This window comes from Flagellimonas sp. (genome assembly GCF_965222555.1).
GTDB lineage: Bacteria > Bacteroidota > Bacteroidia > Flavobacteriales > Flavobacteriaceae > Flagellimonas.
In genome coordinates this window covers 555,103-577,151 of record NZ_CBDCUG010000004.1, presented here as the reverse complement: position 1 = coordinate 577,151, position 22,049 = coordinate 555,103, and the positions used below count along the sequence as shown (strand labels likewise).

Annotated in this window: 24 protein-coding genes; 13 read left to right on the top strand and 11 right to left on the bottom strand. The window is 38.5% G+C overall.

The window, feature by feature from the left end:
• Window positions 1-264: 264 nt before the first annotated feature.
• A complete protein-coding gene (locus ACOQO1_RS07110; RefSeq protein ID WP_420602169.1) occupies window positions 265-1,476 on the bottom strand; it encodes an RsmB/NOP family class I SAM-dependent RNA methyltransferase in 1,212 nt (403 codons plus the stop codon).
• A gap of 73 nt (window positions 1,477-1,549) precedes the next feature.
• Between ACOQO1_RS07110 and ACOQO1_RS07105 the strand changes: the two genes are divergently transcribed.
• The 6 genes from ACOQO1_RS07105 to ACOQO1_RS07080 all read left to right on the top strand — a co-directional run bounded on the left by ACOQO1_RS07105 (window position 1,550) and on the right by ACOQO1_RS07080 (window position 7,964).
• On the top strand, window positions 1,550-2,581 hold the full coding sequence (locus ACOQO1_RS07105) for a WD40/YVTN/BNR-like repeat-containing protein (protein ID WP_420602168.1): 1,032 nt from the start codon (window positions 1,550-1,552) through the stop codon (window positions 2,579-2,581).
• A 63-nt stretch (window positions 2,582-2,644) separates the two neighbouring features.
• Entirely contained in the window at window positions 2,645-3,148 is a 504-nt protein-coding gene (locus ACOQO1_RS07100; protein WP_420602167.1) for an RNA polymerase sigma-70 factor, read from the top strand.
• A gap of 53 nt (window positions 3,149-3,201) precedes the next feature.
• Window positions 3,202-3,363, top strand: a complete 162-nt coding sequence (locus ACOQO1_RS07095; protein ID WP_420602166.1) for a hypothetical protein — start codon at window positions 3,202-3,204, stop codon at window positions 3,361-3,363.
• On the top strand, window positions 3,345-4,310 hold the full coding sequence (locus tag ACOQO1_RS07090; protein WP_420602165.1) for a FecR family protein: 966 nt from the start codon (window positions 3,345-3,347) through the stop codon (window positions 4,308-4,310). Before ACOQO1_RS07095 ends, ACOQO1_RS07090 begins: the two co-directional genes overlap by 19 nt.
• Before the next feature lie 153 nt (window positions 4,311-4,463).
• A complete protein-coding gene (locus ACOQO1_RS07085; RefSeq protein WP_420602164.1) occupies window positions 4,464-7,136 on the top strand; it encodes a TonB-dependent receptor in 2,673 nt (890 codons plus the stop codon).
• A 6-nt stretch (window positions 7,137-7,142) separates the two neighbouring features.
• Window positions 7,143-7,964, top strand: coding sequence for a DUF4249 family protein (locus tag ACOQO1_RS07080; protein WP_420602163.1), 822 nt, complete (start codon window positions 7,143-7,145; stop codon window positions 7,962-7,964).
• Between the two features lie 79 nt (window positions 7,965-8,043).
• On the opposite strand, the gene ACOQO1_RS07075 is transcribed toward ACOQO1_RS07080, so the two are convergent.
• The 8 genes from ACOQO1_RS07075 to ACOQO1_RS07040 all read right to left on the bottom strand — a co-directional run bounded on the left by ACOQO1_RS07075 (window position 8,044) and on the right by ACOQO1_RS07040 (window position 15,217).
• A complete protein-coding gene (locus tag ACOQO1_RS07075) occupies window positions 8,044-8,394 on the bottom strand; it encodes a DUF6515 family protein (protein WP_420602162.1) in 351 nt (116 codons plus the stop codon).
• A 109-nt stretch (window positions 8,395-8,503) separates the two neighbouring features.
• On the bottom strand, window positions 8,504-8,944 hold the full coding sequence (locus ACOQO1_RS07070; protein WP_420602161.1) for a hypothetical protein: 441 nt from the start codon (window positions 8,942-8,944) through the stop codon (window positions 8,504-8,506).
• Window positions 8,937-9,464: a hypothetical protein gene (locus ACOQO1_RS07065; RefSeq protein ID WP_420602160.1), complete on the bottom strand. Its 528-nt coding sequence runs from the start codon at window positions 9,462-9,464 to the stop codon at window positions 8,937-8,939. Before ACOQO1_RS07065 ends, ACOQO1_RS07070 begins: the two co-directional genes overlap by 8 nt.
• Window positions 9,465-9,498: 34 nt before the next feature.
• Window positions 9,499-10,041 carry an RNA polymerase sigma factor gene (locus tag ACOQO1_RS07060; protein ID WP_420602159.1) on the bottom strand — a complete coding sequence of 181 codons (543 nt, stop codon included), beginning with the start codon at window positions 10,039-10,041 and terminating at the stop codon, window positions 9,499-9,501.
• Between the two features lie 75 nt (window positions 10,042-10,116).
• On the bottom strand, window positions 10,117-11,940 hold the full coding sequence (locus ACOQO1_RS07055; RefSeq protein ID WP_420602158.1) for an ABC transporter ATP-binding protein: 1,824 nt from the start codon (window positions 11,938-11,940) through the stop codon (window positions 10,117-10,119).
• Window positions 11,941-11,944: 4 nt separating this feature from the next.
• Window positions 11,945-13,651 (bottom strand): phospho-sugar mutase, encoded by a 1,707-nt coding sequence (locus tag ACOQO1_RS07050; RefSeq protein ID WP_420602157.1) that lies wholly within the window; start codon window positions 13,649-13,651, stop codon window positions 11,945-11,947.
• A 58-nt stretch (window positions 13,652-13,709) separates the two neighbouring features.
• Window positions 13,710-14,657, bottom strand: a complete 948-nt coding sequence (locus tag ACOQO1_RS07045) for a glycosyltransferase family 2 protein (protein ID WP_420602156.1) — start codon at window positions 14,655-14,657, stop codon at window positions 13,710-13,712.
• Between the two features lie 41 nt (window positions 14,658-14,698).
• Entirely contained in the window at window positions 14,699-15,217 is a 519-nt protein-coding gene (locus ACOQO1_RS07040) for a DUF4199 domain-containing protein (protein WP_420602155.1), read from the bottom strand.
• 164 nt (window positions 15,218-15,381) lie between these two features.
• On the opposite strand from ACOQO1_RS07040, the gene ACOQO1_RS07035 reads away from it, so the two are divergent.
• The 4 genes from ACOQO1_RS07035 to mtaB all read left to right on the top strand — a co-directional run bounded on the left by ACOQO1_RS07035 (window position 15,382) and on the right by mtaB (window position 18,918).
• Entirely contained in the window at window positions 15,382-15,651 is a 270-nt protein-coding gene (locus ACOQO1_RS07035; protein ID WP_097046002.1) for a type B 50S ribosomal protein L31, read from the top strand.
• 80 nt (window positions 15,652-15,731) lie between these two features.
• Window positions 15,732-16,907, top strand: a complete 1,176-nt coding sequence (locus tag ACOQO1_RS07030) for a GlmU family protein (RefSeq protein ID WP_420602154.1) — start codon at window positions 15,732-15,734, stop codon at window positions 16,905-16,907.
• Between the two features lie 71 nt (window positions 16,908-16,978).
• A complete protein-coding gene (locus tag ACOQO1_RS07025; RefSeq protein ID WP_420602153.1) occupies window positions 16,979-17,449 on the top strand; it encodes a YybH family protein in 471 nt (156 codons plus the stop codon).
• 140 nt (window positions 17,450-17,589) lie between these two features.
• Window positions 17,590-18,918, top strand: coding sequence for a tRNA (N(6)-L-threonylcarbamoyladenosine(37)-C(2))-methylthiotransferase MtaB (mtaB, locus tag ACOQO1_RS07020; RefSeq protein WP_420602152.1), 1,329 nt, complete (start codon window positions 17,590-17,592; stop codon window positions 18,916-18,918).
• A 44-nt stretch (window positions 18,919-18,962) separates the two neighbouring features.
• Here mtaB and ACOQO1_RS07015 read toward each other — a convergent pair whose 3' ends face one another.
• Entirely contained in the window at window positions 18,963-19,256 is a 294-nt protein-coding gene (locus tag ACOQO1_RS07015; protein WP_073176257.1) for a GNAT family N-acetyltransferase, read from the bottom strand.
• A 160-nt stretch (window positions 19,257-19,416) separates the two neighbouring features.
• On the opposite strand from ACOQO1_RS07015, the gene ACOQO1_RS07010 reads away from it, so the two are divergent.
• Both ACOQO1_RS07010 and ACOQO1_RS07005 read left to right on the top strand, forming a co-directional pair.
• Window positions 19,417-20,094 (top strand): alpha/beta fold hydrolase, encoded by a 678-nt coding sequence (locus tag ACOQO1_RS07010; RefSeq protein WP_420602151.1) that lies wholly within the window; start codon window positions 19,417-19,419, stop codon window positions 20,092-20,094.
• 30 nt (window positions 20,095-20,124) lie between these two features.
• The gene (locus ACOQO1_RS07005; protein WP_420602150.1) at window positions 20,125-21,084 is read left to right on the top strand and encodes a lytic transglycosylase domain-containing protein; all 960 of its coding nucleotides are present in this window, start codon (window positions 20,125-20,127) and stop codon (window positions 21,082-21,084) included.
• Between the two features lie 81 nt (window positions 21,085-21,165).
• On the opposite strand, the gene ACOQO1_RS07000 is transcribed toward ACOQO1_RS07005, so the two are convergent.
• On the bottom strand, window positions 21,166-21,681 hold the full coding sequence (locus ACOQO1_RS07000) for a DUF2892 domain-containing protein (protein ID WP_420602149.1): 516 nt from the start codon (window positions 21,679-21,681) through the stop codon (window positions 21,166-21,168).
• 171 nt (window positions 21,682-21,852) lie between these two features.
• Between ACOQO1_RS07000 and rpmH the strand changes: the two genes are divergently transcribed.
• Window positions 21,853-22,011 (top strand): 50S ribosomal protein L34, encoded by a 159-nt coding sequence (gene rpmH / locus ACOQO1_RS06995; protein ID WP_082433296.1) that lies wholly within the window; start codon window positions 21,853-21,855, stop codon window positions 22,009-22,011.
• Window positions 22,012-22,049: the final 38 nt, after the last annotated feature.

Here is a 22,049-nt window from a genome sequence, read left to right as displayed (position 1 = left end):
TTTGGATTTTAGAATGTATCCATCAATTCAAAATGGCTATTGGTCAATTACCATCTTTTAGCTGCTTTTTTTAAGTGTAGTTTTCCATAAAATCCAATAAAACAAAATCATGAAGTTTAGTAATCGTGAAGAATACCATGCTTTAAAACAATTAATCCATGGGAATATGCTATTAATAGTCTTTTCCTTGATTCTTGTTTTTTTATTTTATGTACTTGGAGTAAAAGCAGATAATTGGTTAATTGTTCCGTAATGTTCTGAACGTTAAGGCTTGCTTAGCAAGGCCATATAAAACCCATCGTATCCCTTTTCTGAGGCATAGATATTTTGTTCTTTGACCAACTTGAATTCTCTTCCCGCTTCCGAATTCAAAAATTTTGAAACTTGCTCCGTGTTTTCTTGCGGTAGAATGGAACATGTGGCGTAAACCATTTGCCCTCCCTTTTTAACCATTTTGCTATAATTCTGGAGAATTTCTTGTTGTACGCCCATGATTCGGTCAATAAATTGAGGCTCCAGTTTCCATTTTGAATCTGGGTTTCTTCTAATGACACCCAACCCGGAACAAGGAGCATCAAGCAGAAGTCTGTCTGCACTGTTGTGCAGCTTTTTAATGACTTTGGTGGAATCGATTACCCGGGTTTCTACATTGTGCACTCCATTTCTTCGAGTTCGTTTTTTAAGCTTTTTCAATTTACTCTCATAAATATCCAGAGCGATCAGCTGACCTTTGTTTTCCATTTGGGAAGCTGAATGAAGCGTTTTTCCACCGGCTCCGGCGCAAGCATCAACAACACGTTGTCCAGGTTTAACTTCCAAAAAAGGAGTAACCAATTGGGAGGAAGCATCCTGTACTTCAAAAAAGCCATTTTTAAAAGCTTCGGTGACAAAGACATTTTTACGTTCCTTCAGTTTAAGAGCGTCGGGGTAGCCATCAATTGCTATGGTTTCAATCTCATCTTTGGCGAGCATCGCTTGCAATTGGTTTTTCTGGATTTTTAAGGTATTTACCCTGAGAATAACCTCGGCCTGTTTGTTAAGCGCAGCTATTTCCTTGGTCCAAAGTTTGTTTCCAAGGGATTGTTCCCCCAATTCATCCAACCAATCAGGTATGGATTCCCTGAATTTTCTGATTTTGGATAGTTCATCAAACCTTCCTTTTATTCTACGCTCTGGTGTGTCTTCCAACTGCTTCCAATCTGGTAATCTGATACCTCTCAATACGCACCAAACGGCAAACATTCGAAACAGATGTGGCCTTGAATAGGGTTCGTGTACCTCTGCAATTTCTGTATACAGGCGTTTCCATCGAACAATATCATAAGTGGTTTCAGCAATAAAACCTCTATCCCGAGCTCCCCAGCGCTTATCGTACCGTAATACTTTTTCTATGACCTTATCTGCATATTCCTTTTCGTTGAATATGAGGTTTAGTGCATCAATGACCGCAAAGACAAGATTTCTGTGTAAACGCATCCCAAAAATTTAAGGATTGCAAAGGTATGGTTTCTAACAAGATTCCAATTACATTTGAAGAAACACATTTTGAATGAGATATAGTTTAGTTTTTGTACCCATATTTCTGATTATTAGTTGTTACCCCCAACAGAAATCACATAATTTTTCATCGGTTATGGTAGAAGATGTTTTTCAAGATTCAGTGAGTATTAGGGCGATTGAATTTTTGGATGACAATACTTTGGCATTTGCTGGAAGCAATGGTGTTTTTGGTACCGTTAATTTGAAAACAAATGCGGTACGAAGCAATACCCAAAAATATGATTCCATTACTCCTTCGTTTAGAGCCGTTGCACATACTTCCACCGATTTTTTTATGCTGTCAATCGCTAATCCCGCTTTGTTGTACAAAACCGGAAATTCGGGTCAAATGGAATTGGTGTATAAAGAGGAAGATGAAAGTGTTTTTTATGATTCCATGAAGTTTTGGAACGATTTGGAGGGTATTGCTATAGGTGATACCATGGATGGTTGTTTGTCAATCATCATTACTAGAGATGGTGGTAAGAGTTGGAAAAAGCTTCCGTGTTCGCAGTTACCAAAATCAGCGGAGGGCGAAGGAGCTTTTGCAGCCAGCAACACCAATATTGCAATTGTTGAAGATAAGGTATGGATAGGCACAACAGCTGGAAATGTTTATTTCTCCGGGGACAAAGGAAAAACTTGGAAGGTAGTTTCATCCCCGATTGTGCAAGACAAACCTACGGAGGGTATTTACTCCATTGATTTTTATGATGAAAACCTTGGTTTTGCCATTGGTGGAGATTATACCAACCCAGAGTCGAATAGTAAAAACAAAATTATCACCAGAAATGGAGGGGAAACCTGGAATTTGATTGCAGATGTGCAAGAACCAGATTATAGAAGTTGCGTGCAATTTGTTCCCAACTCCGGAGGAGATGATTTGGTAGCCGTTGGATTCCAAGGGATTTCGTATTCCAATGATGGCGGGAGATCATGGAAGAAGTTAAGCAGAGAAGATTTCTATACCCTTCGTTTTCTTAATGATTCCATTGCTTATGCAGCTGGGAAGAACCGAATTGCCAAAATGACCCTTAAGTAAAGTGTGGGATTTTTTTAAACTTGATTTTTGTAGTTTTGATACTGCTCCATAACTCGATAGTGAATGTCGCTCCAAGAAAAGAAGGAATATTTTTCTACACTCTTTGATTCACACTACCGAAAGTTGTACAACTATGCCTATAAGATTTTGGGTGAAAAAGACATTTCAGAAGAAATTGTCCAGGAGACTTTTATCAAACTTTGGGAGAATGTTGAAAAGGTAAATACCGACAAACGTTCAATAGAATCTTACCTGATTGTTACCCTCAAGAATAAAATCATTGATCACTACAGAAAAGAACAGACCAAAAAGAAGCATATTGACCTGTACAAACTGAACAGAAATACTGAGAATCTAATTGACAGCGAGTGGGAATTATTGGGTCAGATAGAACAGATTTATACGTTTCTTCCGGAAAAAACAGTAGAGATATTCAAGCTGTCCCGGAATAAGGGTTTGTCTTACAAGGAGATAGCTTTGCGTAAAGGTATTTCAGTAAAGACTGTGGAACTTCACATATCAAAAGCTCTGAACATCTTTAAAAGGGAGCTTAAAAGTTTTTTGTAAAAAAAATAGGGTAGTCCCGGCTGTCATACGTCTTATATCCAAATAGGCACATTATGGAGGATGACCATCCTGTAGAAATTGATTTGATTGCATACGTTTTCGACAACGATAACCAGGATGTTATTGTGGATATTTCTGAATGGATAGCCCAGAATGGACTTAACGAGGACCTTTTAAAAAAGATTATTGAAGTATTATGGAAGACCATCGTATAACTGAAACAGATATTTGGGCCTATGTTTTAAACAACGCTGATAAAAAAACAGTTGAGAGGGTTGAGCTATGGATAGGTTCAAACCATTACGATCCATATTTATATGAAAGGATAAAGAACCTCCATAAGATTACAAAGGAGGAAGCTGTTGGGGACTCCGATATTCAAAAAGCCAAGGAAAAATTCTTTGACTCCGTGGGACAAGAGGTTTCGGACAGGCGCCGTTTTATAAGAAAGTTCATGAGATATGCCGCTGTCTTGGCTGTTTTGAGCACTTCTTTGATGTACTTTTTTTATAATAATGACAGTAAGGTTACCATAAAGACCGTATACGGGGAACAAAAAGAAATAGAACTTCCAGATGGGTCCAAGGTTTGGATGAATTCGTCAAGTCAGCTTTCTTATCAAAAATCACACCCCAGAAATATTTACCTAGAGGGGGAAGCTTTTTTTGAAGTAATGAGGGATGAACAGGTTCCCTTTACAGTAGAGACCCATGACCAGATCAAGATTAAGGTATTGGGCACAAGTTTCAATGTAAAATCATATACCCAAAAAACATATACGGAAACGGTTTTGCTGGAAGGTAAGGTTGAGCTTTCGTCCTTAAGTTCTGATGAAAAAATTCAGATGATCCCCAATGATAAAATCACTTTTTTAAGAAACGGGAAAAAATTGGTTCAATCAAAAGTTGATACTCCGACAAGTTTTGTTTCGTGGAAAGAGGGAATTCTGCAGTTTTCAGACAAACCGTTTAGAGAGATAGCTACTGATTTGGCCATTCAGCATAATATTAAAATCCGATTTAAAAATGATAAGATCGCAAATTCAAAATTCACAGGTTCATTTGAGCAGGAAACTCCAATCGAGGAGATTTTGGAAACCCTTCAGCTCACAAAATCATTTAACTACCATCAATCTTCTTATGGAAACTGGGTAGTGGAATAAAAAAATGTGGGAAAATGGCGGTTTTCCCACATATACGTCAATAATACCCATTTCAAGTAATAAGTGTAATTATCAACATTCAAAAATATGAATAAAAACCCTTTTTTACTCCTGACCGGAGTAAACTGCTCCTTTGACAAATTCTTATTCTTAATGAAACTATCGTTGTCACTCTATCTTTTTATGGCCATACAGCTTTTGGCAAATACGGTATCATCCCAAGATAGAATAACCATTGATTTTGAAAAAACAAGTCTGTCATCCATTATAGGTTTTATCGAAAATGCTACCCCTTATCGGTTTATTTATAATAACGATGAAATAGATGATGGAGCGGAATATGATATTAAGAGCCATGATGAATTGCTTCATAAGGTATTGGGAGAGCTTTTTATAGGTTCCGATATTTCGTTTGAAATTAGGAAAAAACACATTGTACTCTCAAAAAGGGAAACTGATGAAAAAAGGCATACCCAAGAGAATTATACCATAAGTGGAACGGTCAGGGATTTGGAAACTGGAGAGACCTTGTTGGGTGCAACCATTGCGGTGGCCGGAACTTCAAAAGGCGTGGTCACGAATGAATATGGTTTTTATTCCATTACACTGCCCTCTGGTTCATATACACTCAATGTCTCTTACATAGGGTATCAGCAAAAGGAAATTTTAATTGAGTTGGATAAAAACCAACAATTGGCGATTGAACTGAATCAGGTGTCGAACAAATTATCGGAAGTGGTGGTTTTTTCAAACCCCAATTTTAAAAGTCAAGTGACAACCGTCTTAAATGGAGTTGCCAATTTGAAGAGTGAGGATATTAAAAAGCTACCGTCCTTGTTGGGAGAACCCGATGTTACCAGAGCCGTTTTAACTCAGCCTGGAGTTACCACTATTGGCGAAGGGGCATCGGGTTTTAGTGTACGTGGTGGAAATATTGACCAAAATCTGATTTTGTTGGATGAGGCGCCCATTTACAATTCGTCACATGTTTGGGGATTCTTTTCCATTTTCAACACAGACGCCATTAAGGATTTAAAATTGTACAAAGGAGGAATCCCGGCACGGTTTGGAGGGAGGTCGTCTTCCGTATTGGAAATCAGACAGCGAGAAGGGAGTACCAAAAAATTTAAAGGCGAGGGAGGTCTGGGGTTGTTGTTTTCCAGGTTGACTCTGGAAGGGCCCATAAAAAAAGAAAAGCTAAGCTATCTTGTTTCTGGTAGACGATCTTACTTTGATCTGTTCTTTCCATTATTTGGGGATGACCTTAAAAACAATAAGGTATACTTCTATGATTTAAATACTAAACTGGCTTGGGACATCAACGAAAACAATAAGTTGTTTGCCTCGGGTTATTTTGGGGCAGATGTAATGCAACTGAGTTTTGATGGGGAAACCAATGATGATGGCAGCCAGGGACCTGATGAAGAAATTGATTTCCGCTGGAAAAATGCTACCGCTACGTTGAGGTGGAACCATATTTTTTCGGATAAGTTGTTTATGAATGCCTCGGCAATTTATAGTCGTTATGACTACGCCCTATCCTCTAAGAATGACACCGGCGGAGGTCCGGTAAACACCTCGGGATCATTTGAATGGACTTCAGAGGTGGAAAATTGGATTTTTAAACCCGACTTCACACTTTATCCAAGCACTGGAACCAAGCTGAGATTTGGGGTGAACAATACTTTGTATAGATTTTCTCCTGCCAAGGTCACCAGTACCGAAGCGGGACTCAACACCGTAAATTTTGAAACGGAAAAAGGGTTGGAAATCGCCCCATACATTGAATATGAAAGGGAGTGGAACAAATTCTCTTTCAATGCGGGTCTTCGATATTCTTGGTTTGGAAATTTAGGGCCCTATACCGTTTCGGAATATGATCCAAACTTGCCCAAAACAATAAACACGGTTACGAGAACAAAAGATTATAAAAGTGGAGAGGTCATAAAGAACTACTCCGGTTTTGAGCCACGCCTTGCATTTAAGTATGAGCTAAGCGACCGCAAGGCCCTTAAACTGGGTTATAACAGAATGTTTCAGTATATACACTTGATTTCCAATACTTTCGCGGCCCTTCCTTTCGATATTTGGAAACCATCGGGAACTCATGTTAAGCCTTTGGAGGTCAATCAATTTTCAGCCGGATATGCATATGACACTTCTGATCGGTCCTATAATTTTTCCGTTGAGGGATATTATAAGACGTTTAAAAATATGATCGAGTATAAAAATGGGGCAGACCTTTTTTTAAATGAACAGCTTGAGACCCAATTGTTAAATGCAAATGGTTATGCATACGGTGCTGAATTAGGAGCATATAAAAACAAAGGAAAATTAACGGGGAATATCAATTATACCTATTCAGTCACAAAACGGAAAACCACAAGCGACTTTGCTGTAGAGAATATCAATGGTGGAGCGTATTACCCTTCCAATTATGATAGACCCCATCTGTTTAACCTAACTGCAAACTATAAATTGGGGAAGAAATGGTCGATGGGTACTTTTTTTACGTATCAGACAGGACGTCCAATTACACAAGCAACAGGTAGATTGGTGGTGAACGGAACTCCGTACTTGACATATTCAGATAGAAATGCTTATAGAATTCCAGATACACATAGATTGGATCTTTCCTTTACATATGCTCCAGAAAGAAAAGATAGAAGATGGCAGAGCAGCTGGTCTTTTGGAGTATACAATCTATATGCCAATAAAAATGCATTTTCAATTTATTCCACATTCACCAACGCCCAAATAAGAACATTTCAGTTTTCGGTGATAGGAGCACCAATACCTTTTATCACTTATAATTTTAAATTCTAATATGCTATGAAAACATTAAGAAGATTGTTGATTGTATTAGTATTTTTTGCTCATTTAGCCTGCACTAAGGAAATTGACCCACAAACAAAGTTTGAACCTCAGATTTTCATTTTTGGTGGTATAAGCAATGAACCTGATAATGTAACCATTGGAATCCAAGAAACTGTTCCGGTAAAAAATGTTACCGTTAAACCTGTATCCAATGCCTCAATATCACTTTTTACTAAAGACCAGACGGGTACTACCGAATTGGTGACGGATAGTTTTGTTGAAAACAATGGGATATATACCAGCGCGGCAGTCGTTTCTGCAAATGTTGGCAATTTTTATTGGATAGAGGTTGAAGTACCGGGGCATGCTAATTTTAAGTCCGAAGCGGAACAATTGAGACCCACTGTGCCCATAACGAAGGTTGAAATGGATAATAACATGACCAGGGTAAGTTTTAAAGACCCTGGGGATGCCACCAACCTCTATTATCTTGCATTTGATTTTTTTAATGGACCAGACTTTTTGTTCAATTTGTTCGAGGTGTCCAGCGACACCCTTTTTGATGGAAATGAGGAGGCTTTTATAGAAACTGATAACGTTGGTGGGAACAGAATAAAGGCCACGCTATACAATTTAAATTATGGGACGTTTCAATTTTACCTTAATCTTATCGCACAAGATGATTCCAATAGTTCTGATGAAGAAGGTGATCCTGGACACTTGTTTGCCACACCACCTGTTAATCTAACTGGAAACATTGTGAATACATCAACAAAAAGAGCAGCTTTAGGGAATTTTGCGGTTGTGAGTGCCAGTAGCCTTGATCAGTCGTTTTAAAAGTTGATGAACAGTATAATTTAACAAAAGAAGAGCGGAACTAGCCGCTCTTCTTTAAACTAACAACCAACCAAACCGACTAAACGGTTACAACAACATAATGTCGTCCTCTTTTTTTGTACCAAACACCTCGGTATTTGTATAATTTTCGTCCATTTACCACAACAACTCTCCGGGCTCTAGGCAATTTTCTCACTTTTATTCCGGTAGGAGCTGCACATACCACATATTTTTTACCTCTGGCTTTATACCATATCCCATCGGCAAAATAGAAATTGGTCTTTTTATGAATCACAATTTTGGGTTTGGTAACCTTTGTGACCACCGTACCGTGTTTTGGATAGACTTTAACTACCGTACGCTGCGCATTGACAGTAAGTATTGTTCCTAGAAGTGCTATTGTGAATAGAACTCTTTTCAAATTTTTCATAACGTAGATTTTTATGGTTTCTAGTTCTTTGACTACCATTTTGATAAAGGGTTTAATGAAAAAAGGAGCCATATGGCTCCTTTTTAGTGCATTTTGTCGATTTTTGAATTTACCCACCCCCTCTGCGCTTACGCATTTGTTGCAGTAGGCGCCTTTTAAAATCTTCCTCAGCTTTTAACAGCAATACCGTCTTTTTGGGAGACAGTACATTTCTGATTTTAGCGATGAAATCTTGTTCTGCCTCGTGCTTTTCTTTTTGAGTTGCTAGGAACTTATCCAATAGGGCCGAAGATTCAGTATCGGATAGATCTTGAATCATAGCTATTTGGGACCTCAGTTCCAATCGTTCTCTACGGCGGATTGCTTCCAGAGTTTCGTCATATTCATTGTAAATGGGCCAAAATGTCTGTGCTTCTTTTGCAGTAAGTCCAACTCTTTCCGTAATAAAGGCCACTTTCAATGTTTTAATGCGTTCCCTCCCCGGTCCTTGGGCATAAAACCATGAATTTCCCATTAAAAAGACAAATAGTATGAGTAACTTTTTATTCATAATCGACATAATCTAGGTTTAAATCATCCAAATCTTCCAGGTTCTCGTCCAAATATTGCAATATGTTTTCATCTTCCAATTGGTTTTCCAAAACATCGTCTAGCGTTAGTTCTTCAATATCCACTACTTCGGCAAGCTCATAAGGGCTAAAATCAAAGTCGGTGCCATCAAAATATGCATTTATTTCAGCCTCGGCCAAATCTTCAAAATCTATATCGGGCTTAGAATTTAAATTCAATCCAAAATATAATAGAAGTACAGCTGCTACAGCTGCGGCACTATAATAGAATTTTTTATAGGGATTTAGTTGAACGACCTTGGGTTCCTGATCAAGTTTGGATAGCACTTTTTTTGGAAGCTGATCAAAATACCCATCGGGAGCGGTAAACCCATCCGATTTTGGTATGATAGAGCTTTCTTGTCCAGTTTCTTCCTGATTGATTTTATCCATGAGTCGGTCATGGAAGTTATCAAAATAGCCTTCCGGAGTTTTAAAATTATTTTCCCTGTCTTTTCCCATCTTTTTTGGTTAGACGGTTAAAACCCATAAAGGTTTAATCCGCCTTAAGATACGTTTCAATTTTCTTTACGGCCAAATGGTAGGATGCTTTTAAACCTCCCACCGATGTTTCCAACACTTCTGAAATTTCCTCATACTTCATTTCCTGAAAATATTTCATGGTAAATACCAATTTTTGCTTGTCAGGAAGTGTGGCCATGGCCTTTTGCAATTTTAATTGGATTTCATCTCCTTCAAAATACACATCCGATTGTAAATTTTCAACCATTTTCATTTTTAGTTCTTCATCGCTTACCCCCAATTTTTTTGACTTCTGCTTCAGAAAAGTAAGTGACTCATTTGTGGCGATACGGTACATCCAAGAATACAACTTACTGTCTCCCTTAAAGCCTTCTATGTTCCGGTAAACCTTTATAAACGTATTCTGTAACACATCATCAGTATCATCATGGTTTAAAACAATCCTTCGGATGTGCCAATACAACCGCTCTTTGTAAGTATTGACCAATACTTCAAAGGCCCGTGCTTGGCTTTCTTTTTGTTTTAGTTCGTTGACTAAGGTTTCCTCAGCAATCAAATGTTTCTACATTTTGGTGCTATGACTAAGGTAATGGAAAAAGGTTTAATTCTTTAGATGTCTGATATCTGATAGTTAGCTTAGGGATTGCATCTCCACCAATTTTTTGTAGCCTTTAGCGGATTTCATCAATTCTTCATGAGTGCCCTGTTCTACAATTTTTCCTTTGCTGAGCACCACAATGGAATCAGCATTTTGAATGGTGGACAATCGATGCGCGATTACAATGGAAGTTCTATTCCGCATCATTTTTTCCAATGCATCCTGCACCAAACGCTCACTTTCTGTATCTAAAGCTGAAGTAGCTTCGTCCAAAATCATGATGGGAGGGTTTTTAAGCACTGCCCTGGCGATGGAAAGGCGTTGTTTTTGTCCACCACTGAGCTTATTCCCACTATCACCAATATTGGTGTCATAGCCATCAGGGAGTTCCATAATAAAATTATGGGCATTGGCAATTTTGGCTGCAGCAATGATTTCATCATCGGTCGCATTTTCCTTTCCAAGGCCAATATTGTTTTTAACCGTGTCATTGAATAAAATAGAATCTTGGGTAACCAATCCCATTAATCCACGAAGTGACTTTTTAGAAATATCTTTTATGTTGGTGTCATCAATCAATATTTCACCCTCATTTACATCATAAAAACGGGTCACCAAATTGGCAATAGTACTTTTTCCACTTCCAGATTGCCCTACCAAGGCTACCGTATGCCCTTTTTTGACCTCCAAATTGAAGCTTTTTAACACGTAATCATCTTCGTATTTGAAGGAGACATCTTTGATGGCAATATCTTTTGAGAAATCTTTTTTGGTGATGGCATTTTCACTATCGGAAATAGGGTTTTCAGATTCTAAAATCTCCAAAACTCTTTCTGCTGCGGCATTTCCTTTACGAACTCCATAGGAGGCTTTGCTTATGGATTTGGCTGGAGTAAGGATGTTATAGGCCAACCCCATATAAGCGATAAATGATGACGGATCCAGAGTTTTATCTATCAAAACCATTTTTCCCCCAAACCAAAGCAATACCCCAATAACCAAAATCCCTAAAAACTCGCCAGTGGGAGATGCCAAATTTTGTCTGTTCAATAGTGAATTAGAAAATTTAAAAAACCGGTTTGTAGACCTTTTAAAGATTTTGTTGAACTTGGACTCGGCATTGAAAGCTTTTACAACACGTAACCCACCCAGTGTTTCCTCAACAATTGACAAGAATTCACCTTGTTCCTTTTGAACCTTATCCGATTTTCGTTTGAGGGATTTACCAATTCTGGAAATAATCATCCCTGCAATGGGAATAAATACAAAAACGAATATGGTAAGCTTGGTGCTAATGCCAAACATGATGAGAATGGTGAACAATATGGTCAGTGGCTCTCTTACGATCAATTCCAAAATGGAAAGAAAGGAATGCTGTATTTCCAGTACATCTGATGTAATGCGCGCAATAACATCTCCTTTCCTTTTTTCCGAAAAATAGGAAATGGGTAGATCCACAATTTTTTCGTACATCTTATTCCGCACATCTTTCAACACCCCATTCCGAAGGAATGTGATGAAGTACATTGCTAAATAATTGAATAGGTTCTTCAATAGGAAGAGTACTAGAACAAGACCGATTACCAGTACAAGACCTTTCATCTCGTCATCACCTGAATATGCTGTTACATGATAATTAACGTATTGCTGCAAATAGTCCTTTAGGCCTGAAACACCTTCATACACAGGCTCCACGGTTACTTTCTCTCCTGGCTTAAAAAGAGCATCGAGCATAGGGATCAATGCGGCAAATGAAAGCGCACTAAAAAGTGCGTAAAGGATATTGAAAAATATATTAAGAAAACCGTATTTGCGGTAGGGCACCGCAAAACGGAGAATCTTTTTAAAGTAATTCATTCAGCTATAAATTCAATTCGGAAAGGATGCCTTTTATTTTGGAATCCAACTGCGAATTTACGGATTTAAAATCTGCTGCTTTTTCCAATTTGGCATTTGTACTGATGTAAAACTTGACTTTAGGTTCAGTTCCACTGGGTCTTGCCGCAATTCTTGTCCCATCTTCAGTTTCGTAGATTAAAACATTGGATTTTGGTAGGTCAATGACCTTTTCCTCTCCAGTCTGCACATTTTTGGCTATGGAGGTATTATAATCTTCAATCCATACCACCTTGGACCCTTGAACAGATTCAACGGGGTTTTCCTTAAAATCAATCAGCATTTGCTTTATTTCCTCGGCACCGCTGATTCCTTTTTTTGTTAGGGAAACCAGATGTTCCTTATAAAAGCCAAAGCTCACATAGCAATCAATGAGTTCCTTATAAAAAGAACTTCCATTGGCTTTTGCATCTGAAGCAGCTTCACAGGCCAGTAGGGTAGAGGTAACGGCATCTTTGTCGCGAACAAAATCGCCTACCATAAAACCAAAGCTCTCTTCTCCACCTCCTATAAAGGTAGAATCTGAGAAGTCCTTGATCATTTCACCAATCCATTTAAATCCTGTTAATGATATCTTGCACTCCACATTGTAGGCCCTGGCCATTTGCCACACCATTGGAGTAGACACGATGGTTGTGGCCACAAACTCATTGCCTTTGAACCCATTCTTTTTATACTGATCTAAAAGAAATTTTGTCATGAGCACCATAGTCTGGTTTCCGTTTAAAAGCTCTATTTCACCTTCAAGGTTTCTAACGGCTATTCCCAAACGGTCGCTATCCGGGTCCGTACCGACAACCATATCTGCACCAATTTCCTCTGCTTTTTTAATTGCTATTCTCAACGCTTCTGGTTCCTCGGGATTAGGGGATTCCACGGTTGGAAAGTTGCCATCGGGCTTTGCTTGTTCATCAATTATGGTCACATTGCTATATCCGGCCCTTTTCAATACTTCGGGTATCGCGGTAATAGAAGTTCCATGTAAGGAGGTGAATACAATTTTAAAATCATCCTTTCCTTTTGCGCCAAAACTTCCTTTGCTAACGGATTCGTTAAAAAAAGCCTCATCCACATCTTTATCAATTAATTGAATGAGATTGTCATTGGGTTCAAACTTGATGTCCTCAAAGGAAAGGGAATCAATTTCGGCAATGATCTCGCCATCTTGTGGCGGTACAATTTGACCTCCATCCGTCCAATACACTTTATATCCATTATATTCGGGTGGATTGTGGGAAGCTGTCAGGACAATACCGGCATGACAATTTAAATGCCTAACTGAAAAAGAGAGCTCAGGGGTAGTTCGCAATTCTGAAAAGAGGAACACTTTAATTCCATTGGCGGAAAAAACTTCGGAGACAATCCTGGCCAAACTATCAGAGTTATGTCGACAATCATAGGCGATCACCACTTTGATTTCTTCGTTTGGATACGATTTTTTTAAATAATTGCTAAGTCCTTGGGTGTTTTTTCCAAGCGTATATTTATTGATTCTATTGGTTCCGACACCCATGATGCCCCGCATTCCACCTGTGCCAAATTCTAGATTTTTATAAAATCTTTCCTTTAGTTCTTCGGTATCGTTGGCAATAAGGTCTTGTATTTCTTTTTTGGTTTCTGAATCAAAAAAATCAGTAAGCCAGGTTTGTGCGGTTGATAGAATAGAATCCATTAAATATTACTTAAGTTTTATCCTGTTAAAATTACAAAGAATCTGCTTTTACGTTGACCTAAACGTTAATTTTATTGGAGATGGTATAGCGGGTGTCATTTTTCCTGGAACGAACCATTATTTCCCCTAAAAAACCTGCTAAAAACAATTGTGTTCCAATAATCATTGCTGTTAGGGCAATGTAAAACTGTGGACGTTCAGTAATCAATCTCCCCGTAGGATTTAAAAAGAGCTTATCCACTCCCAAATATACAGAGAATCCAAATCCAACAATAAACATAAGCACACCCAAAGCCCCAAATAGGTGCATCGGCTGACGCCCAAATTTTGACACAAACCAAATGGTTATCAAATCCAAGAAGCCATTTATAAAACGTTCTGCTCCAAACTTGGTACTTCCATATTTACGGGCTTGGTGCTTAACCACCTTTTCTGAGATTTTGGAAAAACCGGCATTTTTGGCAAGAACAGGAATATAACGGTGCATATCCCCTGAAACCTCTATGTTTTTAATAACGTCATTTTTATAAGCCTTGAGACCACAATTAAAGTCATGAAGTTTTAAACCGGATGTTTTTCGAGCAGCCCAATTAAAAAGTTTGGAGGGGATGTTCTTTGTGATGATGGAATCATAACGTTTCTTTTTCCAGCCAGAAACAATATGGTTTCCATCTTCTTTTACCATTTTGTAAAGTTCCGGGATTTCTTCAGGATTATCCTGTAGGTCAGCATCCATGGTAATTACTACTTCTCCCTGTGCAGCTTTAAACCCGGCATGCAATGCTTGGGATTTTCCATAGTTTTTTAAAAACCGTATACCTTTTACGCTTTCATTTTTTTCAGAAAGTGATGCAATGATCGCCCAAGAACTATCGGTGCTTCCATCATCTATAAAGATGATCTCATATAAAAAATGATTGGATTGCATAACATCTGCAATCCAATCATGGAGTTCTTTTATGGATTCTTCTTCGTTAAGTAAAGGAATTACAATGGAAATCTGCATTGTTTATTTCTGGAATTCCCTTCAAAAGTAGTATTTTTTACTTAGTAAGCGGGCTTGGCTTTTTTCAAGATTAGACCTGATATTAAACCTAGAACAAGGCCTATAAGAATATTTATGATTAAAATAAAGGGATATCCCATCCACCAAAACTTAATGCTCTGTTCCTTTTGGACATTAAATTGTTCTTGTGTAATCTCCCCACTTTCAAGCGCAGGCCCCAATCTTGCATCCATGATTTTAGATGGCGCATCTGGATCTATATAATTTACCAAAGCATAATTGTAAGCAATTGCAATTATTGCTGAGATAAGCGCAATGCCTGCTCCAATTTTCAGTGCCTGACCAAGGCTTAGGTAGCCCTCGTTGGCCTTCCTAAAGTTTGAAATACCCAAATAGGTTACCACAGCAGCAAGCACTAATCCTATGATCATAATTACAGGACTTTGAGAGGTGTGCATGTCCTGGGTGTACAGCATAATCCCAAAAATGAGACTGATGCCTCCAAGGATTAATCCGTAATTCAGGGAAAACTTCCCTGTTTTTGGTTGATTTTCTTCCATTTTATCTGATTTTTGTATGTTGATTGTAGCTTGTTAGTGAATAAGTTGGTTCTTTTGTTACATCTAAAGATAGATTTTTTCTTTTTTACTGATTTTAAGTTGGCAATATGGAAGAAATCATTAAATTTGCACCTCGAAAATTCTGAGATTTAGAAATTAAGAAGATGAGAAAAGGTATACACCCAGAAAATTATAGATTGGTAGCTTTTAAGGATATGTCCAATGATGACGTGTTTATTACCAAGTCTACTGCAGAAGCGAAGGAAAAAATCACTGTTGATGGTGTTGAATATCCTTTGGTGAAGTTGGAGATTTCAAGAACTTCGCATCCTTATTATACCGGTAAGACCAAATTGGTGGATACTGCTGGTAGGATTGACAAGTTCAAAAATAAGTACAAGAAATTCAGTAAAGAAGAGAAAAAGGCAGAATAAATATTTTTCTACAATAATATAAGGCGCCTCTGATTCACTTTCAGGGGCGTTTTTTATTTTTACCAATCTAAAGCTCAACCATGAACTATATTCTTTCTGATGGTCCACAGCGGAAATCCCTGCTCCCATTCACATTTACAAGACCTGTTGCCGAAATACGTATTGGGATTTTGACCATACGTGAAAAATGGGAAAAATACCTGAAGACCTCTGCAAGTTTTAAGACTGAGGAATATTTGTCAGAGAAATATACCATGGTTGAAGCTCCTGACAATGTTGTCATAATCTCCTCTTTTCTCCCAAACGAATCGCTTGCACAAATGGTTCTTTCTTTAAAAGAAAGGGAGGCTGTTTTTTATCAAGATAGGGTAGTAGCTTATGCTATCAGGGATGTCAACGAAGAAGTTGATTTTTCAGACTATAGACGAATTGAGTTTGATGGCGATATACTTACCGTAGATTACACCTGGGATATTTTCTCTAAAAATGGCGAGGCGTTACAGGCAGATTTTGATTTGATTACGGCTGGACGAAAAAGCGCACCAATTTCTGATACAAACCGGTTGACGTGCCCAGAAAACATCTTTTTGGAAGAGGGTGCCAGTGTTGAACACAGTATTTTAAATGCCACCAAAGGCCCTATTTATTTAGGTAAGAATGCCGAGATATGGGAGGGTTGCATGGTTCGAGGAGCTTTGGCCCTATGTGAAAGTGCTGTGGTAAAAATGGGCGCTAAAATGTATGGCCCTACCACAGTTGGCCCTTTTGGAAAGGTATGTGGTGAGGTTAATAATTCCGTTATTTTCGGGTATTCCAGTAAAGGGCATGATGGATATTTGGGCAACGCTGTGTTAGGAGAATGGTGCAACATTGGTGCTGACTCCAACAATTCCAACCTAAAGAATAACTATGCCAAAGTCCGTATTTGGAACTATGCCACTGAAAAATTTGACCATACAGGGCTTCAATTTTGCGGACTTATGATGGGTGATCATAGTAAGACTGCTATAAATACCATGTTTAACACTGGAACTGTAATTGGAGTAAACACTAATATTTATGTGCCGGGATTCCCAAGAAACTTTATTCCCAGTTTTAGTTGGGGAGGAGCCTCTGGCTTTTCTACCTATATGCCCAAAAAAGCTTTTGAAGCTGCCAAAGTGATGATGGCTAGAAGAGGCAAAGAATTTGATGAAACCGAAGCCAAGATTTTGCAGCACGTCTTTGAGGAGACCAAAAAATGGCGGAATTATTAGAATGACAGTAAGTTTGTATAGTAAACATTTATAATTGATCGTCTTTTTAGCCAGTAAAACCTAATAAAAAAATGAGAGCATGGATTGCCTTGGCAATTTTGTTTTTTATGGTTACTGCCTGTAAGCAGGAAATAGCAGAACCTTTAAGCAGTGATGGGAGCGAGCTACAGCAAAAACAAGCTATCAAAACTACGCTTGTAGCCATGTGGGATGCCATTGAAAAAGGAGATGTGGAACGCTACGCAAGTTACGTACATCCTAATTTCACCCAATTTGGGGAGACAGATTCCATACTGAGGATTGGAAAGGAAGCGGAGGTGAAAGGAGTGACGGAATGGGTGAAAAACTCAGAAGGTATACATACCGAAATGGAAGAGCCATTGATTACGGTGAAGAGCAATGTTGCATGGATCACCTATTATTGGAGGGACAAAGGCATCACGAACGGAGTACCCTTTACCTCAAGAGGTAAGTCAACACGAATTTTTGTAAAAGAAAATGGCCGCTGGTTGTGTATTCATGGACATTATACTTTGCTCTAAGCTCGTAATTTATTGAACTTGTTTTCCATATTATGAATTTTATAAAGCAAAGAGGGGTAGTCCACTTTTCATATCCAACCACGATTACGTAACTTCCAACAAATCACTATCTTTGCAGCCCTTAAATTGGATGTGGGTCAATGAACAAAAAGGTCGCTTTTTATACTTTGGGATGTAAGCTCAACTTCTCTGAAACTTCCACTATTGCCAGAAGTTTTGAAAAGGAAGATTTTGAGCGTGTTGATTTTTCCGAAAGAGCCGACATTTATGTCATCAATACCTGTTCGGTAACTGAAAATGCCGATAAACGCTTCAAGACCATTGTAAAACAGGCCCAAAAAAACAATCCGGAAGCTTTTGTGGCTGCGGTAGGCTGCTATGCGCAATTAAAGCCTGAAGAATTGGCTGCAGTGGATGGTGTTGATTTAGTGTTAGGTACCACAGAAAAATTCAAGATTACAGATTACCTGAATGACCTGGCCAAAAATGATAAGGGAGAAGTGCATTCCTGTGAGATTGAGGATGCTGACTTTTATGTTGGTAGTTATGCAATTGGTGACCGCACCCGAGCTTTTTTAAAGGTTCAGGATGGATGTGATTACAAATGCACATATTGCACCATTCCCTTGGCACGGGGCATATCGCGAAGCGATACCCTTGAAAATGTACTGCATAATGCAGCTGAGATTGCCTCAAAAGATATTAAGGAGATTGTGCTTACCGGTGTCAATATTGGTGACTATGGTAAAGGAGAATTTGGAAACAAAAAGCATGAACATACTTTCTTTGAATTGGTAAAGGCATTGGATGAGGTTGATGGTATCCACCGCCTTCGTATATCTTCCATTGAACCCAACCTGCTCAAGAACGAGACCATTGATTTTGTAGCCAAAAGCAATGCCTTTGTCCCCCATTTTCATATTCCGTTGCAAAGCGGGAGTGATGAAATCTTAAAATTGATGCGCCGCAGATACCTGTCCAATCTTTACGTGGATAGGGTAAAGCGAATAAAAGAAGTAATGCCTCATGCCTGTATTGGGGTAGATGTTATTGTGGGTTTCCCTGGCGAAACGGAGGAACATTTTTTGGAGACCTATCATTTTCTTAATGAGTTGGATATCTCCTATTTACATGTGTTCACCTATTCAGAGCGCGACAACACCTTGGCAGCCTATATGGAAAACCCCGTACCTAAGAATGTAAGGAGCAAGCGCAGTAAAATGCTCCGTGGACTATCGGCAAAAAAGAGAAGGGCTTTTTATGAAAGTCAATTGGGAAGTACCAGAACCGTTTTGTTTGAAGGTGAAAATAAATCGGGTTACATTAACGGTTTTACAGAGAACTACGTAAAGGTGAAATCACCTTGGGACCCTAATTTGGTAAACACGTTGCACACTGTGCAACTCACCGAAATTGATGAAGATGGGTTGGTGCGTTTCGAGTTTGTTTCCGATAAAGTTTTGGCATAAAAAAACCTCTCGAAGAGAGGTTTTTTAAACTGATTCGTAATACACTAGATGCGAATCCCTACGGGAAGCATCTCTTTATATTGTCTGTTCTTTCTTAAAAAACCTGCAATGTGCGGACTGGTAGGTACAACCCTTAGGTTCTTTTCTTGAATTTCATGCAAAACGGCCTTGATAAAAGTTTCTTTAAAGCCCTCTTGGGTAATCTCTTCTGGAATTACTAGTTTGGTTAAAAATACCTTACGTTCTTGTGAGGAATATTCAATTTTAGCCAAATGCCCATCGACCCTAGTTTCAAATTGGCGCAAGAAACTATTGTCGTTAATTTCCATTTCTGTCATATAGTATTGTTTTAAATTGACATAGTGCAATTACCATAGCGGTAATCAAATGTTCCCCTTTTGTTATATCTGTATTAATTTAATGGGGCTATTTGCAAAAGGGACACAAAATTAGTCAAAAAATTGCTAATTTCCTAGCCAAATCGATATTTGGTGAGAAATGCCCGACAACAAAACGCATGTATACCTGATGCCTGGAATGGCAGCAAATTCATCCATATTTGATGATATTAAATTCCCGGAAGATACTTTTGAAACTCATAGATTGGAATGGTTTGTTCCAGACAAGGGAATGTCTCTTTCCAGTTACGCACAGAAGATGTGTTCAAATGTCCAACACAAAGACCCGGTGTTACTTGGAGTATCTTTTGGAGGTCTTCTAGTTCAGGAAATGGCAAAGCATATACGGGTAAAGAAGATAATAGTGGTTTCCAGTGTGAAAAGGAGTTCGGAACTCCCCAAAAAGATGCTTTTTGCCAAATATACCAAAGTACATAAACTCCTTCCAACGGGATTGGTGAACAATGTGGAACTGTTAGCCAAGTATGCTTTTGGCGAAACAGTCACTAAACGGCTAGAGTTATATGAAAAGTACCTTTCCATACGGGATAAACATTATATAGATTGGTCCATCGACAAGATTGTAAATTGGAAACAAACCATACCTCCAGGCAATTTGGTGCATATCCAAGGAGAAAAAGATGCTGTTTTTCCCATAGCAAACATCAAGAATTGCATTACAGTTAAAAATGGCACCCATACCATGATCATACATCGGGCCAAATGGTTCAATGAACATTTGCCAACAATTATTTTAGAGGAAGACAGTTGTATATAGTATATCTTTACGGAAGAAAAGAAAATTGACATGAAACATATAAAGAACATCTTGGCTGGTATTGGATTGATTGTAGTTATGGGCAGTTTAATTTTTGCTGTTCAGTCCAACACCACGGAACAACCGGAAAAAGTAGCGGCTGAAACACCAGATAAGAACGTTTCGGATGGCTATAAAATAAGCGCAATTGAGATTCCAAGCGATTTGAATTTTGCTGGGGAAAAAGTTCCGGTGGATGACCCTGAAGTTTTGGAACGTGTCGACAGAGAGTTTCTGGTAAACACGTATTGGCAATCCAATGCACTGTTGCTAATGAAGCGTGCAAACAAATATTTCCCAATTATAGAACCAATTTTGGCAAAAAACGGTATTCCGGATGATTTTAAATATTTAGCCGTTGCCGAAAGCGCACTTATTGATGTGGCCTCACCTAAAGGTGCTGCCGGAATGTGGCATTTTATGAAAGCTACTGGCAGGGAATATGGACTGGAGGTAAATGCCAATGTTGATGAGCGGTACCATATTGAGAAATCTACCCAAGCGGCCTGTGAGTACATTAACAAATGGAAGAAACGTTTTGGCACATGGACACTGACGGCTGCATCCTATAATGCTGGCCCAGGCGGAATTCAAAAATATATGAGGATTCAAAAAGTGGATAACTATTACGATCTCTTGTTAGGTCAGGAAACTGGACGCTATGTTTTTAGAATTATGGCCCTCAAAGAAATTCTTTCCAACCCTGATAAATATGGTTTTGATGTAGAGAAGGAAGATTTTTATAAAACCGTACCTACATTTTCAGTACAAGTTGATACCGCAGTGACAAGCTGGGCGGATTTTGCAAAGCTTTACGAAATCAACTATAAAATATTAAAAAGACACAATCCTTGGTTACGTGAACCACATTTAAACAATGCTTCCCGTAAAAAGTATGTGGTGGAGATTCCGAATAAGGGGTATTATCGTATGGTAGGTGCGGGGCAATAAATCTTAAAATTCAAAATCCCAAGCTCCAAATTCCAAAGGAATTGATTGATATTTGGTGCTTGAAAACTGGATTTTTTACAGCTAGATTTTCTTCATCTGCTGCTGCATCATCCTGATCTGCTCCGTAAGCATATTGTTCTTGTCCAATTTTTTAGCTTCCTGAAGAAGTTGGGTCGCTTCGCGTTTTCTGCGCTTTTGCATGGAAATACCAGCAAGGCTCAATTTGGCCATGGCCACGTCATAATCCATTGTTAAGCCTAGTTTAAGTGCTTTTTTGAAATACTTTTCGGCCTGTGTCAAGTTCTTTTGCGAATAGATGATGCCATGAAGGTAATTGTAATACCCCTGTTGTTTCTTGATCAGGGCAGCTTCCGGATTTTTAATCTTGCCCAACCATTTTTGGGTACCTTCCATATCTTGTTTACGCATACGTAAAAAGGCCATCAGAATAAACTCATTCCTAAAATATAGGAAAATGAACACCAATGAAAGTAAAATCAAGGATATGCCATTGCCAATATACCCTTCTGCAAATTGATATCCTGAATAACCAACGATAAGGGCCGCAATGACTAATTTTATATTTTTATGGAACATAATTTTGTTCGGATTTTGAGTCAGTTTAAAGAGGAGGCAAAAGTACTAAAAACTATTTTAAATATTTTCTTTTTGTACTTGCCAAAGTAAAAACTCTTCGTATATTTGCGCCCAGAATTTTTCGGGTAGTTTTAATTGCCCATCAACAAAATCCATTAAAAGAGTTCCGAAATGAAAAGAACGTATCAGCCGTCAAAGAGGAAGAGAAGAAACAAGCATGGTTTTAGAGAACGCATGGCGACTGCCAATGGTAGAAAAGTTCTTGCGAGAAGGAGAGCAAAGGGAAGAAAGAAATTAACTGTTTCATCAGAACCGCGTCATAAGAAATAATGACTGTAAATAACTTTTTAATAAAGGTGCTACTTTTT

Bases quoted from the DNA above. Each gene is read 5' to 3' on its own strand.
- ACOQO1_RS07110 (WP_420602169.1), bottom strand. From the start codon at position 1,476: ATGCGTTTACACAGAAATCTTGTCTTTGCGGTCATTGATGCACTAAAC.
- ACOQO1_RS07105 (WP_420602168.1), top strand. From the start codon at position 1,550: ATGAGATATAGTTTAGTTTTTGTACCCATATTTCTGATTATTAGTTGT.
- ACOQO1_RS07100 (WP_420602167.1), top strand. From the start codon at position 2,645: ATGTCGCTCCAAGAAAAGAAGGAATATTTTTCTACACTCTTTGATTCA.
- ACOQO1_RS07095 (WP_420602166.1), top strand. From the start codon at position 3,202: ATGGAGGATGACCATCCTGTAGAAATTGATTTGATTGCATACGTTTTC.
- ACOQO1_RS07090 (WP_420602165.1), top strand. From the start codon at position 3,345: ATGGAAGACCATCGTATAACTGAAACAGATATTTGGGCCTATGTTTTA.
- ACOQO1_RS07085 (WP_420602164.1), top strand. From the start codon at position 4,464: ATGAAACTATCGTTGTCACTCTATCTTTTTATGGCCATACAGCTTTTG.
- ACOQO1_RS07080 (WP_420602163.1), top strand. From the start codon at position 7,143: ATGAAAACATTAAGAAGATTGTTGATTGTATTAGTATTTTTTGCTCAT.
- ACOQO1_RS07075 (WP_420602162.1), bottom strand. From the start codon at position 8,394: ATGAAAAATTTGAAAAGAGTTCTATTCACAATAGCACTTCTAGGAACA.
- ACOQO1_RS07070 (WP_420602161.1), bottom strand. From the start codon at position 8,944: ATGAATAAAAAGTTACTCATACTATTTGTCTTTTTAATGGGAAATTCA.
- ACOQO1_RS07065 (WP_420602160.1), bottom strand. From the start codon at position 9,464: ATGGGAAAAGACAGGGAAAATAATTTTAAAACTCCGGAAGGCTATTTT.
- ACOQO1_RS07055 (WP_420602158.1), bottom strand. From the start codon at position 11,940: ATGAATTACTTTAAAAAGATTCTCCGTTTTGCGGTGCCCTACCGCAAA.
- ACOQO1_RS07050 (WP_420602157.1), bottom strand. From the start codon at position 13,651: ATGGATTCTATTCTATCAACCGCACAAACCTGGCTTACTGATTTTTTT.
- ACOQO1_RS07045 (WP_420602156.1), bottom strand. From the start codon at position 14,657: ATGCAGATTTCCATTGTAATTCCTTTACTTAACGAAGAAGAATCCATA.
- ACOQO1_RS07040 (WP_420602155.1), bottom strand. From the start codon at position 15,217: ATGGAAGAAAATCAACCAAAAACAGGGAAGTTTTCCCTGAATTACGGA.
- ACOQO1_RS07035 (WP_097046002.1), top strand. From the start codon at position 15,382: ATGAGAAAAGGTATACACCCAGAAAATTATAGATTGGTAGCTTTTAAG.
- ACOQO1_RS07030 (WP_420602154.1), top strand. From the start codon at position 15,732: ATGAACTATATTCTTTCTGATGGTCCACAGCGGAAATCCCTGCTCCCA.
- ACOQO1_RS07025 (WP_420602153.1), top strand. From the start codon at position 16,979: ATGAGAGCATGGATTGCCTTGGCAATTTTGTTTTTTATGGTTACTGCC.
- mtaB (WP_420602152.1), top strand. From the start codon at position 17,590: ATGAACAAAAAGGTCGCTTTTTATACTTTGGGATGTAAGCTCAACTTC.
- ACOQO1_RS07015 (WP_073176257.1), bottom strand. From the start codon at position 19,256: ATGACAGAAATGGAAATTAACGACAATAGTTTCTTGCGCCAATTTGAA.
- ACOQO1_RS07010 (WP_420602151.1), top strand. From the start codon at position 19,417: ATGCCCGACAACAAAACGCATGTATACCTGATGCCTGGAATGGCAGCA.
- ACOQO1_RS07005 (WP_420602150.1), top strand. From the start codon at position 20,125: ATGAAACATATAAAGAACATCTTGGCTGGTATTGGATTGATTGTAGTT.
- ACOQO1_RS07000 (WP_420602149.1), bottom strand. From the start codon at position 21,681: ATGTTCCATAAAAATATAAAATTAGTCATTGCGGCCCTTATCGTTGGT.
- rpmH (WP_082433296.1), top strand. From the start codon at position 21,853: ATGAAAAGAACGTATCAGCCGTCAAAGAGGAAGAGAAGAAACAAGCAT.